Below are 12,266 nucleotides of genomic sequence, written 5' to 3'. Positions count from 1 at the left end.
TGCCCGCACTTCGCTCGCGCGGACCGCTACGGAATCAAGCGTTCGATCAGCCGGCGATCCTCGACCTCGAAGCCGCCGCCATAGACATCCGACACCATGAATTGCGCGCCCAAAATCTCCGGCTTCAGATCGGCGATCGGATCGTAGTCGGAATGATGCAACGCCATCGCCGCGTGGCCCGGCTTTGGCGGTGAATATTTCAGCGGCGTGCGGCGATAGGCGATGTCGGCGTAGGCGGTCTCCAGCCGCTCGGGGTGCGGCAAACGGCGCACGTGGATCTCGCCGCCGGGCTGCTCCGCGCCGTCGACGATGCGCACGACCGGCGCCGCGGGATCGGGCGTGAAGCTGAACGCGGCCAGCGAGATGCCGCGCCGCGTGACCGATCCGACGATCGAGCCGTCGGGTCGCTCGTCGAACGTGTAGTTCGCATCCTTCTTGGTGTAGCCGAAGACTTCGCGACCGGCGCAGATGCCCATGGGGTCGCTGCAATACATGAAGATGTGCGTCTCGGTGAACAGCCCCTTGTAGCGGACCGGAACGGAGATCATCAGGTCGAACATCTGCCCGGCATGCAGCGCCAGGGAATGGCCGGGCGAGATCATGAAGCGGAAGGCGACGCGGTCGTTGACGATCTCGAACGGCGTATCCGAAAGCAGAGCCTGCACCTTCGACGGCGCGACGCGCGTCATGATCTCGACGGTGCGCAGCGTGCAGCCCCATTCCACCGGATAGGCCGGCGAATAGGGCGGATTGACGCCGCTGTTCGGCTTCAGCCGGTACTTGCCGAACATGTATGTCTTGGGATCGTCGAACTCCGTCATTGCAACTCTTTCTCTTGGTCCTCGGGGACGCTCGGTGGATCACGCCGGCTCGCGCGTTGGCGCGTGATTTCATATATGATGTTAGAATTGCATCTATGAAATCAGATTCCAGGCACGAGTCAAGCGGCCCGGCCTCGCTGCCGGCGTAGGTCGATGGATTTTTACTCGTTCGGATCTCGGAGGAAGCGAGACGGCGCGCGGGCCGCCGAAGGTAGAAGTGCCTCGCGGTCGTCCCAAGCTCGCCAGACGCTTGCGTCCGGCCGTTGGGGGATCGTTGCGAGCCTCGTCTAACCGGCCGGGCCCCATTCGCTCGCTGCGCTCACGCGAGTTGCGTCCGTGCGGTCGAGCTCGATTTGCCTACGCGGGCAATCCACTAGCGCAAAGGCGCGGCCGCTCTCTGCCGCATTGCAGGCGTTGCTGATCAACTCCAGCGGCGCGGAATACCCGCCCGCCTAAGACCGATCGCGGCCACGCGGAACGCGAAGCGCACGTATCCGCAGCGTCATCCTGACGATGGAGATCGGCTCAGCAATGACAGGGCAGGCGCAAGTTCTCGGGGCTGCCGCCCCGCGGTATTGATCGAACGCCGGCTATTGCTCCGGCGTGAGCCGGACGAACTGTCGGCCGCCATTCATTTCCTTGAGCTGGTTGACGTACTCCTCGGGACGCGTCCAGCGAACAGGCGTTTTCAATCCCATGTATTCTGCGATGCTGCCGATAAACGCAGTGCAATTGGATATTTCGGCGCTCCAGACCGGTGAGTTCGCCTGCAATTGCTTGATATAGGCGAAAACCTTTTTGGCGTCCGCCTCGTTCAAGTAGACCCGGTAACTGGCAGTCAGATATTGTGGATCAAGATCGCCGTAGCTCGCGCCGGTTTCGGACGGGACCCACATCACGTAACCGAGCATGTAAGCGAGCGTATCTCCCGCAGGGGTCAGACCCGCGACTTCAACCTCTCGCTGGCTCGTCTTTCCATACCAGACGAAAGCGTGTCCCCAACTCGCTGCGGTTCGGGCTCTGAAGTCCACGTAATACGGGCCCTTTGCCGAGCCCATTCGTCGAGCAGAGCGTGGCGCCGGTTTCGACTGAAGGGCTGCCTCACCGGAAGCAAGCGCATTCGCGTCAGCGGTGCGCTTGGGGACCTCCCGGCTCTGGGAATTGAGGCGTTCCGAACCGGCACGCGCATCAGCCTCGTGCGCCGAAGCTGATTGGATGTTGCAGGGGAGCAGGACAGCGAGCATCAATCCCGCAAGCAGGCCTAACGTCTTCGCTTTATTTGCCACGCTTCGCCCCTCAACTCTCGGCAACAAGATTCGGCGAGACCTTAGGCCAAATCGCGTATCAGTAGCGTGACACGACGGGGCCCGGGGCCTTGCCGATCGGGCCCTTGCCGACCGGGCCTTTGCCGATGGGCATCTTGCCGATGGGAGCAGGCTGAGGCGGGATGGGCTGCGGGTGCGGGAGGTCGGCAGCGCAAGCGGCACTCACCATAGCAAGCGTTGCACCCGCGACAATCATGACTTTCACCACGGCACTTCTCCTTTAGGTTAGAAGAAACAAGCAGTTAGCTGCTGAGTTTTCCCGTCGATACCGCCGTAACCATGACCGCCGGAATACGTCCAGAGTGCGGCAAATGTGACGCGGTCGAGCAATAGGTCTGTAGTGCGGCAGATATGACACAGGTGGGAGACGACGCTATTCAATCGGTGAAGCCGAGGTGGCGACTGCGGCGGTTCTGTTGTGGCTGTTTCGCCCCTCCGCACGCATTCAGCGATAGTCCTTTAGATGTCCAAGCATCGTGTTGCAGGCTTCCTCCGCGCTCGCGAAGGTATTGAACGGCGAGCCGCCGATCCTGATTGCGCCTCTGTTGAAGTCGAGCGGACGCCATGAGGCCGTATAGCCGGAGCGTCCCCGAAATCCGGGGCCAGCCGCTTCGTCATGGCTGATCACAAAGGAAAAGCCATCGCTGTTGGCGCTCCATAGTTCAATGCGCTCGATGGTACGGTTGAACTGCAAGGGCATGACCGAACCCTTCGCCGGGAATCGAACTTCATTAAGCGTGACCCAGTTTTTCGGCGCGCGCGTTAACCTGCGATATTTCCTGGCGAGCAGATTGTGGACGAGGCCCGATGGAACCATCTGCATGCGCCCGCAGTTACGCGACGGGCCACATTCCCCCCTGCCCCGTGGCCCAGACACGGTCCCGTCTTAGTGATGCGAGACGGGGCCGTGTTTTTTTCATCGCCGCGCGGGTTGTCGTTGCGAGAAACGAAAGCGACAATCGATGACAAGGCAGGCCTGCCAAAAGCCTCAGCTATCATCCAGCTTGTTGAGGTCGCGCACCGACTGCATGATCGGTTCGAAATTGGCGCGTGCGTCGAGGGCATCGAACAGTTGCGCGGTATCGGACAAGAGTCCATGGCTGCGCTGGATCGCGATGCGCACATCCTCCTGCGGCGTGTCGGAGAGCCGGCCGTGGCCGGACAGCAGGATCTTCGAGTTCAGGCCCTTGAGTCGCTCCAGCGACTGGATGTAGTCGGAGATCGAGCCCGAGCCGAATACGCCGCCCATCACGCCGCCGGGCATGAGAGTGTCGGCGGCGAACAGAAGGCCCTTGTCGGGATCGAACAGGGATATGCAGGCCGAGGTGTGGCCCGGCGTATACATGACGTCGAGACGGAAATTGCCGAGATCGATCATGTTGCCTTCTTCGAGCCAGATGTCGATATCGATCGGCACGTTCGGCTCGTTGAACATCTTGCGCAGCATCGAGAAATCATCGCGCAGCATGATCTTGTTCGCGGCCAGCCGGTGCGCGGCGATGTAGGTGCGGCTGTTGTTGAAATGGTAGGCCGCGCCGATGTGATCGAGGTGTTCGTGGCTCAGCACCACCATGTCGATCTTGTCAGGTGTTACGCCGACATGGTCGAGGCAGGCCAGGAGATGCGGATAGTTCGAGGACAGCCCGACATCGATCATGATAGTCCGCTTGCTGCCGACGACGAGGTAGCTGTTGGCTGCGCGGTTCTTGAAGCGGACCTGGTAGACGTCAGGCGCGGCCAGAATCAGCGCGCAGACCTCGTCTTCGAGCAGGGTCTTGAACGGGCTGGGCCGGCGGTCGCTCATGCGTTTGCCGCGGCCCGGTAGGTGCGATCGTTGGAGGCACGCAAGCGCTTGCTGAGTGCATCCATCACCATCAGCGCAAAGGCCGGCTGCTGGCTGACCAGATAGACGAAGCGGGCATGATTGATGCGCATCACGCGCGTGCTCGGCGCCGCGACGATCGCACTTGCCGAACGGGCCGAGCCGTCGATGACGGCCATCTCGCCGAAGAACTCGCCCTTGCCGAGGGTGACGATCACGGTCTTGGTATCGCCCCTGATCTTGGCGATCTCGACCTGACCGTCGAGCACCACGAACAATTCGCGGCCCGTGGAGCCTTCCTCAAAGATGACGTCGCCGACGCCGAACTCGTGGATGCATTTCTCGATCGCCATGGCTCGCCGGCCTCCTGGCTCCCGTCCTGCAAGGCCATGTTAGTCCGGAATCAGAGGCGCGCAAACGACGCCCTGAGCGGGGCGATCCCTTTACCGCAGAGCAACATGGCCGAGATTGAGGCAGGCGCCGCCACAGCGCCTCCATGGTCTGGACCCAAATCCGCCCCGGATAATTCCCTAAAATTTCAGTAAGGCGGCCGCCGTTGGAGCGGCGGTAACGAATTGGCAAGCAATGAAAGTTAGCAAATGGTCAATCTTTGCGGGAGATTTTTGACGTGAGCGAAATTGAAGCGCGGCAGAACGGCGACGAATCCGGCTCCCTCGGCGCGGGGAGTCATGAGTCCGCTACTCCCCAAGAGCCCGCCACGATCGACTCCCCGCTGATTGCGCCCGATCACGAGGCGCCGAAGGCGGACGCCAAGATCGATCTGCCCAAGATCGATCAGCCCAAGATCGATCCACCCAAGACCGACGAGACCAAGGTCGAGCCGGCGAAAGTCGAGGCGGCAAAATCTGAAATGCCGAAGGCCGAACCGTTCAAGGTCGAAGGTCTCGGGACTGATTCTTCAAAGGCCACCACTGCGGTGGAAGCGCCGCGCGTCTCGCGCGAGCTTCTGATCATGTCGCCCCGTGAGCGTAATTGGGAGCGGAGCGAGCATTCCTGGGAGAGCCAAACGGCCGAACCCAAGCGCGATGCTGAAACGCCCTCCAAAACATCGGGCAGCGGCCGCTTCGCGGCGATGGCCGCGATGCTGGTGCTGGGGGTGATTGCCGGCGCGGCCGGCGGAGCTCTGGCCACCGTCGGCGTGGCGCACTTTACGCAAGCGGCCCCGGCGCCGTCGCCAAATGCGGCGCTCGAGGCTTCGGTGGCACGGATCGATTCCGATATTGCGTCGCTCAAAGCCGGCCTGGAGCAGACCTCCAAGGCGAGCCAGAGCCAGTTCAACAAGACGAACGATCGGCTCGACCGTATCGAGAAGGCACAGGCTGAGCCGACTGCAAAGCTCGCCAAACTCAGCGAAGCCATCGATAAGCTGCGCGCGGCTCCCGCCGCCGGTCAGGTGGTGGCCTCCGCGACCCCGGCCGCTGCGAAGGAGACCACCGGCTCGGTGACGGCGCCCGCGGGCGCGCAATCGCTGCCGATGCCGCAAGCCTCCGCCAACGCCGCCGCCCCGAAGACCGAGGTCGCCCGGCTGCCGACAGTTGACGGCTGGGTGCTGCGCGAGGTCGGCCATGGCGGCGCGCTGATCGAGGGGCGGAGTGGCCTCTATGAGGTCTATGCCGGCGATCCGGTGCCGGGGCTCGGGCGCATCGATGCAATCCGCCGCCAGGACGGTCGCTGGGTTGTGGTCACCTCGCGCGGCCTGATCGTGGCGAGGTAATCCGCACTTCACAAATTGCTGTTGCGAAGGCGCTTCACTCCAACGTGAAGCGCCTTCGTCCTTGAATAGGCCCCTTGTTGCGGTGTTACTGCGGGCATGGGCCACCTCATCCGCTCGCTGCTGCTTCTCGCCCTTCTGCTTGGCGGCACGCCTGCCTCGCGCGCGGCCGACAATCCTCCGCTCGAGCGCGGGGCCGCGATCATCGATCCCTTCGCCTTGCGTGCGCTCGATGGCGGCCGCTTTGGCCTTGCGCGGATGCTAGCGCCGGCGCGCGCCGAAACCGGCCCGCTCACCAATGCTGAACTGTTCGCGCTGCCCGCAATGGGACCGCTGCGCAAGGCCTTGGATGACGAGTTCGATCGCTACATCGCGCGTCACAAGGCCGAGCTTCCCAATGAGAGCATCGGCGTCGGACCATCGTTCGATTTTCAATTGTTCGATCGCGCGGCACTGACCTCGCCAGATACCCGCTTCGTGTTGTCGGGCATCGTCAACCGGATGGACCGCGCCTATGTCGATCCTGCCGGCTGCGGCGAGATCAGGCTGATCTACCGCTTGACGCAGACGAAAGCGGCCGAGATCGGTGAAGCCTCCGTTTCACCTCGCCTGCCGATGACGCTGAACCTCGTGCTCAAGGCGAAGCGCGACGGCCAGGCCGATGCCAATGGTGCCGCGATGACCTGCGGCGAGATCGCCCGCCGCTGGCTTGCCACCGCTGATCTCCGGATCACGGGCGCCGAACTTGCGGCGGCACTCACGGCAAAGGGCGGCGCGCTCGATTCCGTCATGCCGGAAAACATCCTGCGCATCGAGACCAATCTGCAGATCGCGCATGCGCCGAAATCGGCGGTGCGCGATTTTCGTACCGACTACCTGATGAAGGTGTTCGATTACGACGCCAATACGCGCGCCTTCGAGGAGGCCCCGCTGGAGGACGAGATCGACCGCGCGCGGCTCCTGGCCGACAAGGATCTGCGACGCGAGTTCAAGGACTGGCTGCTGAACCCCGCGCATTTCGGCGAGCTCGACCGCGGCACGCTGCTGATCCCGGACAAGTTCCTGGCCAAGGGTGCAATCGCGCCGACACCGGTCGGCTTTGTGGTCTCGGAGCTGCAGCCGGCCTTCGGACTGGTCGCGGGCGAGGACGGCACGAGCGATCCGATCTTCAGCGAGGGCGATGTCGTCGGCGCGTTGCGAGAGGCCGCCGAGCGCGACATAAAGCTGCAGAACATTCGCTCGGTCGCGGGGTTCGAGCGCCGGCTGAACGACATCACCTGCGCCGGCTGTCACCAGACGCGTGGCATCGGCGGCTTCCATTTCCCCGGCGTCGACTGGATGGCGGCAAAGCCCTCCAACACCATCGTCGTCCCGGCATCACCGCATTTCTTTGGCGACCAGGTCAGGCGGCGCGATATTCTCGCCGCGTTCCGCGACGGCAGAGAGCCCGATTTCTCCCGCGGCTTCTCCAGCCGCCCGCAACTGCGCGGCTCGACCGAGCTCGCCGGCACCGAATATGAAGACGGCTGGGGTGCGCATTGTTATGCGCAGTCCTCCAAGGCGAGCGAGAACGACCCCAGCTTCCGCTCCTGGAACTGCGCCGAAGGCCTCGCCTGCCAGGCGATGACGCCGGCAAGCCGGATGGGCATGTGCTTCGTCAAAAACCGGTAAGCGCCGACATCGTTGAGCAGCCGACATCATTTGGCGCTAAGCTCAGGAGCGACGGAAGTCGGGAGCTTAGCTCAGGGGCAAGCGATGAACGATGTCGGCAAGGATGACAGAGAGCGTAATCGTGTGATCGCAAAGAACGAGGCCGAGCGCCAGACCATCGGCGATATCAGGGTGAGCGGCTGGGCCATCGCTTTTGCCATCATCATCGGCGTGATCGCGCTCTTGATCGTGTGGGCCTGGCTCAATCGCTAGCGCATCCACCGATCAAGTTGCGGGGCCGGGGCGAGCGCCTTCAACCAAGCCCGTCTGCCTCGCGATGACGACCCTCATCCCACGGCACCCGACGCCCGCAGGTTTTCGATCGCCGCTTCATCGTAGCCGGCCTTGCGCAGGATCTCCGTGCTGTGCTCGCCGACTCCCGGCGGTTTGCGCGGCTGCACTTTCTTCTCGCCGTCGATCCAGATCGGGCTGCTCACGGTGAGCATGGTGTCGTTCTCGAACGGCACCAGCACGCCATTGTCCAGCATCTGCCGATCGTTCGGAATGTCGTCGAGGATGCCGACCACGCCAAACACCAGGCCGCTGCCGTCGAGCAGCTTGCGCCACTCGGCCAGCGTCTTGGTCGCGAACACTTCATCAAAAATCCGGATCAACTCGACCGAGCGCGCATGGCGATCGGCCTTGGTCGCAAATCTCTCGTCCGTGATGAGTTCCTCGCGGCCGAGACAGCGCGCGAGCGTTGGCCATTGCCGCTCCTCGTTCAAGAGCGAGAGAATGATCCAGCGGCCGTCCTTGCATTTGTAGTGATTGGTCACGGCGTTGAGCGCCTGTTCGCGCGGCCGCCGGCGCGAGAATTTGGCGCCGCAAAGCTTGGCCTGCGCCAGCACGCCGTTGGCCCAGACGCCGTTCGCCATCAGATTGGTGCTGACATGTCCGCCCTTGCCGGTGCGTTCGCGCCGGTAGAGCGCGGTGACGATCGCGCTATAGAACGCCATCGCGCAGGGGTGGTCGCCCATGCCCGCGACGGAGCGCGCCGGCGTGGTCTCTTCATCGGCGCGGACGAGATCCATCAGGCCCGAGCGCGCCCAATAGGCATTGCTGTCGAAGCCGGGCTTGTTGGCCTCCTCGCCTTTCTCGCCATAGCCGGTGAAGGACGCGTAGATCAGCCGATCATTGAGCGGCGCGAGCTTGTCGTAGGTCAGCCCGAGCTTTTCGCGCACATTGGGCGGAAAGTTGGTGATGAAGACATCGGCTTCCGCGACAAGGCGATACAGCACCGCCTGCGCCTCCGCCTTGCTGAGATCGAGCGCGATGCTCTTCTTGTTGCGGGCCTCGAGCATCCAAGCGAAATTGTGCTCGCTGTGGGGATAGCCGGGCAGGTTCGGCAGGTTGCGATAGGGATCGCCCGAGCCTGGGGGTTCGATCTTGATCACATCGGCACCGAAATCCGACAACACGGTCGCGGCCGCGGGCGCCGCGATAAAGCTCGCGCAATCCAAAACCTTCAGCCCTTCGAAGATGCCTTTTTCCATGTCTGGCGTCGCTCCCGTTTCTTGCTGTTGTTCCCGCGCGATGGAATATCGATGCTGGATAGCGCAGATCAGATGTCATTTGACCGAGTTTGCCCGGGGATGCAACGGCGCTTTCACCCTCTGCGGAGAGAGGGTGAACTATTCCTCGCCGGAAAGCAGCGCGGCGTTGCCTCCGGCAGCGGCGGTGTTGATCGTCACCGTCTGCTCGGTTGCGAAGCGCGCGAGATAATGCGGCCCGCCTGCCTTGGGTCCGGTGCCGGACAAGCCGAAACCGCCGAATGGTTGCACGCCAACGACGGCGCCGATCATGTTGCGGTTGACATAGACGTTGCCCACCGAGAGCGCATCGATCATGGCTTCCACGGTGTCGTCGATGCGGGAGTGAATGCCGAGCGTCAGCCCATAGCCGCTCGCCTGGATCGCGCGCAGCACATTCTGAAGCCGGTCGGCGCCAAAGCGGACCACATGCAGGATCGGCCCGAACACCTCCTCCGTGAGCTCCGAGGCATCGGACAGTTCGAAAATATGCGGCGCAACGTAATTGCCAGGCGGCGCCGTTCCTGCAAAATGGAGCCGCGCCTGCCTCTTCATGCGCGCGATATGCGCATCCAACCGCTGCTTGGCTTCCGCATCGATGACCGGGCCGACATGGGTCGCGACGTCGCGGACGTCACCGACTTTCAGCTCTCGCGCCGCGCCGGCAATCATCTCGATCATGCGATCGGCGACGTCGTCCTGCAGGAACAACAGCCGCAAGGCCGAGCAGCGCTGGCCGGCGGAACGGAATGCGGATGTGACGACGTCGTCAGCGACCTGCTCGGGCAGCGCGGTCGCATCGGCAATCATCGCGTTGATGCCACCGGTCTCGGCGATCAGCGGCACGATCGGTCCATCTTTTGCGGCGAGTGCCCGATTGATGGCGCGCGCGACCTCGGTCGAGCCGGTAAAGACGACGCCGGCAATGTCAGGGTGGCCCACGAGCTTGGCGCCGATTGCGCCGTCGCCGGGCAAGAGCTGCAGGGCGGACGGAGGAACGCCGGCCTCAAAGAGCAAGCGGATCATCTCTACCGCAATCAGCGGGGTTTGCTCGGCCGGTTTTGCGACCACGCTGTTGCCGGCCATCAGCGCCGCCGCGATTTGGCCGGTGAAGATCGCGAGCGGAAAATTCCAGGGCGAGATCGCGACGAACACGCCACGGCCGCGCAGACGCAGCACATTGCTCTCGCCGGTCGGGCCCGGCATCGGCTGGTCTTCGCCAAACAGCCTGCGACCCTCGCTCGCATAGTAGCGGCAGAAATCGGCGGCCTCGCGCACTTCGGAGAGGGCATCGTCGAGCGTCTTGCCGCCCTCGCGCTGCAACAGCGCGATGAAATGAGCGGCCCGGCGCTCCAGGAGATCGGCGGCCTTCTGAAGGATTGCGGCACGCGCCTGCGCCGGGGTCGCGTTCCAGCGTGCAAAACCTGTGCGGGCGGCCGCGACTGCCTGGTCGACCTCTTCGGGTGAGGCTTCAATGACGCTCCCGATCGATGTCTGCAGATCGATAGGGCTCACCAGCGACCGCGCCGGACCTGTGGCCGCCGTGCCATTGATCAGCGGCGCCGCGTTGACCGGCGCGGCTTCGCCAGCGATCGCGGTGAGCAGTCCCCGCAGGGCCGCGCGCTCGCCAAATTCGATCCCGCGCGAATTCTTCCGCTGCGGCAACAGCAGGTCGCGCGGCAAGGGAATGTTCGGATGCCGCGCTTTCTCGGGCGCGCCGATGATGTCGGCGGGCCGGCGTAGCAGCATTTTCAGCGGGACCGCGTCGTCGGCCGCCAGCGCCACGAATGAGGAGTTGGCGCCGTTCTCCAGAAGACGCCGCACCAGATAAGCGAGCAGGTCGCGGTGGCTGCCGACCGGCGCATAGGTGCGGCAGGCGATGTCGGGGCGTTCCTCGCTCAAGCGCTCGTACAGCGCTTCGCCCATGCCATGCAGGCGCTGGAATTCGAAATCGCGGCTCGCGCCGGCGAGCTCGAGAACGGTCGCGACGGTCAGCGCGTTATGCGTGGCAAATTGCGGGAATAGCCGCGGCCGCAGATCGAGCAGCTTTCGCACACAGGCGATGTAGTTGAGATCGGTCATCGCCTTGCGCGTAAAGACGGGATAGCCGGACAGGCCGCGCTCCTGCGCGCGCTTGATTTCGGTGTCCCAATAGGCGCCTTTGACGAGCCGCACCATCATGCGTCGGCCAAGCGCACGCGCCAGTGCATCGATATGCTCGATGACGTCGGCGGCGCGCTTTTGATAGGCCTGGATCGCGAGCCCAAAACCGTCCCAACCGGCAAGCGAGGGATCGGAAAAGGTCGCGTCGATCACGTCGAGCGACAATTCCAGCCGGTCGGCTTCTTCGGCGTCGACGGTAAAATTCAGATCATAGGCCTTGGCCTGGCGTGCCAGACCGATCAGCCGCGGCACCAGTTCGTCCATCACGCGTGCGCGGCTGATGGCCTCGAAACGCGGATGCAGCGCCGATAGCTTGACCGAAATGCCCGGGCGGTCGGGCAGGGGGCGGTTGCGCGCGGTGTGACCAATGGCATCGATGGCGCTTCGATAGGCGTTGAAATAGCGCTCCGCGTCGGTCGCGGTGCGTGCGCCTTCACCCAGCATATCGAAGGAATAGCGCGAGGGCCGCTCCGAATGCGGTTGCGTCCGCGCCAGCGCCGCTTCGATGGTTTCGCCCAACACAAAATGGCTGCCCATCAGCCGCATCGCCTGCCGCGTGGCGGCGCGGACGGCAGGCAGCCCCAGTCGCTTCGCCAGGCGCCCGATCGTTCCTTGCGGCGTCTCGCCCGGCTGGATCACGCGCGCCGACATGCCGAGCGCCCAGGCCGAGGCATTGACGAGGAAGGCGCTGGATTTGGTTTCATGATGGATGAAGTCGCCTTCGCCCAGCTTGTCTTCGAGGAACTGATCGGCGGTGCGTGCGTCAGGCACGCGCAGCAATGCCTCGGCCAGCACCATCAGTGCCAGACCCTCCTTGGTGGAAAGCGCGAACTCGCGCAGCAGGTCCTCGACGCCGCCCAGCCGATCGTCCTTGGTCCTGACGGCCTCGATCAGGCGCGTGGCGAGGCCATCGATCCGTCGCTCCTGCTCCGAATCCAGGCGCGCGATTGCGAGCAGTTGTCTCGCAATCGGGACATCGTCCGCCGTGTAAGCGGCGGTGAACGGCGCTAGAGGTGCGGAATCGGTCATGGCGTGCGCAATTTTAGCACGCAACCGGACTTCGCAGGAAAAACCGCTTTAGCGCAGGAACGCGATCCGTTCCCGCCAAATGCAATGTTGAAAATCGGAAAATCGCCCGCGCAGCTCGGCTGGAGTGCGCGGCCG

The 12,266-nt window shown here is 63.7% G+C and carries 11 protein-coding genes; 3 read left to right on the top strand and 8 right to left on the bottom strand.

Translation table 11 applies throughout. The annotated features are described in order from the left end of the window. Positions 1 to 26 precede the first annotated feature (26 nt). The 6 genes from P6U23_RS34050 to P6U23_RS34025 form a co-directional block, all read right to left on the bottom strand. Positions 27 to 821, bottom strand: a complete 795-nt coding sequence (locus P6U23_RS34050) for an acetoacetate decarboxylase family protein (protein ID WP_407176696.1) — start codon at positions 819 to 821, stop codon at positions 27 to 29. Between the two features lie 590 nt (positions 822 to 1,411). Then, entirely contained in the window at positions 1,412 to 2,107 is a 696-nt protein-coding gene (locus P6U23_RS34045; RefSeq protein WP_407181679.1) for a hypothetical protein, read from the bottom strand. A gap of 58 nt (positions 2,108 to 2,165) precedes the next feature. Continuing rightward, entirely contained in the window at positions 2,166 to 2,354 is a 189-nt protein-coding gene (locus P6U23_RS34040; RefSeq protein ID WP_407181788.1) for a hypothetical protein, read from the bottom strand. Between the two features lie 237 nt (positions 2,355 to 2,591). After that, positions 2,592 to 2,846 (bottom strand): hypothetical protein, encoded by a 255-nt coding sequence (locus P6U23_RS34035; RefSeq protein ID WP_407176695.1) that lies wholly within the window; start codon positions 2,844 to 2,846, stop codon positions 2,592 to 2,594. 288 nt (positions 2,847 to 3,134) lie between these two features. After that, positions 3,135 to 3,950, bottom strand: coding sequence for an MBL fold metallo-hydrolase (locus P6U23_RS34030; protein ID WP_407176694.1), 816 nt, complete (start codon positions 3,948 to 3,950; stop codon positions 3,135 to 3,137). Further along, positions 3,947 to 4,321, bottom strand: a complete 375-nt coding sequence (locus P6U23_RS34025; RefSeq protein ID WP_407176693.1) for a Crp/Fnr family transcriptional regulator — start codon at positions 4,319 to 4,321, stop codon at positions 3,947 to 3,949. The genes P6U23_RS34030 and P6U23_RS34025 overlap by 4 nt, the downstream gene beginning before the upstream one ends. Before the next feature lie 275 nt (positions 4,322 to 4,596). On the opposite strand from P6U23_RS34025, the gene P6U23_RS34020 reads away from it, so the two are divergent. The 3 genes from P6U23_RS34020 to P6U23_RS34010 all read left to right on the top strand — a co-directional run bounded on the left by P6U23_RS34020 (position 4,597) and on the right by P6U23_RS34010 (position 7,623). Continuing rightward, on the top strand, positions 4,597 to 5,703 hold the full coding sequence (locus P6U23_RS34020; RefSeq protein WP_407176692.1) for a hypothetical protein: 1,107 nt from the start codon (positions 4,597 to 4,599) through the stop codon (positions 5,701 to 5,703). Between the two features lie 96 nt (positions 5,704 to 5,799). Further along, on the top strand, positions 5,800 to 7,371 hold the full coding sequence (locus tag P6U23_RS34015) for a hypothetical protein (protein WP_407176691.1): 1,572 nt from the start codon (positions 5,800 to 5,802) through the stop codon (positions 7,369 to 7,371). Between the two features lie 84 nt (positions 7,372 to 7,455). After that, positions 7,456 to 7,623: a hypothetical protein gene (locus P6U23_RS34010; protein WP_407176690.1), complete on the top strand. Its 168-nt coding sequence runs from the start codon at positions 7,456 to 7,458 to the stop codon at positions 7,621 to 7,623. Between the two features lie 74 nt (positions 7,624 to 7,697). Here P6U23_RS34010 and P6U23_RS34005 read toward each other — a convergent pair whose 3' ends face one another. Continuing rightward, entirely contained in the window at positions 7,698 to 8,903 is a 1,206-nt protein-coding gene (locus P6U23_RS34005) for a CaiB/BaiF CoA transferase family protein (RefSeq protein WP_407176689.1), read from the bottom strand. Positions 8,904 to 9,041: 138 nt separating this feature from the next. Then, a complete protein-coding gene (putA, locus tag P6U23_RS34000) occupies positions 9,042 to 12,131 on the bottom strand; it encodes a bifunctional proline dehydrogenase/L-glutamate gamma-semialdehyde dehydrogenase PutA (RefSeq protein ID WP_407176688.1) in 3,090 nt (1,029 codons plus the stop codon). Positions 12,132 to 12,266: the final 135 nt, after the last annotated feature.

Source organism: Bradyrhizobium sp. STM 3562 (assembly GCF_045571435.1).
Taxonomy (GTDB): Bacteria; Pseudomonadota; Alphaproteobacteria; order Rhizobiales; family Xanthobacteraceae; genus Bradyrhizobium.
This window is presented reverse-complemented; position numbering and strand designations above follow the sequence as displayed.

Bases quoted from the DNA above. Each gene is read 5' to 3' on its own strand.
- P6U23_RS34050 (WP_407176696.1), bottom strand. From the start codon at position 821: ATGACGGAGTTCGACGATCCCAAGACATACATGTTCGGCAAGTACCGG.
- P6U23_RS34035 (WP_407176695.1), bottom strand. From the start codon at position 2,846: ATGCCCTTGCAGTTCAACCGTACCATCGAGCGCATTGAACTATGGAGC.
- P6U23_RS34030 (WP_407176694.1), bottom strand. From the start codon at position 3,950: ATGAGCGACCGCCGGCCCAGCCCGTTCAAGACCCTGCTCGAAGACGAG.
- P6U23_RS34025 (WP_407176693.1), bottom strand. From the start codon at position 4,321: ATGGCGATCGAGAAATGCATCCACGAGTTCGGCGTCGGCGACGTCATC.
- P6U23_RS34015 (WP_407176691.1), top strand. From the start codon at position 5,800: ATGGGCCACCTCATCCGCTCGCTGCTGCTTCTCGCCCTTCTGCTTGGC.
- P6U23_RS34010 (WP_407176690.1), top strand. From the start codon at position 7,456: ATGAACGATGTCGGCAAGGATGACAGAGAGCGTAATCGTGTGATCGCA.
- P6U23_RS34005 (WP_407176689.1), bottom strand. From the start codon at position 8,903: ATGGAAAAAGGCATCTTCGAAGGGCTGAAGGTTTTGGATTGCGCGAGC.
- putA (WP_407176688.1), bottom strand. From the start codon at position 12,131: ATGACCGATTCCGCACCTCTAGCGCCGTTCACCGCCGCTTACACGGCG.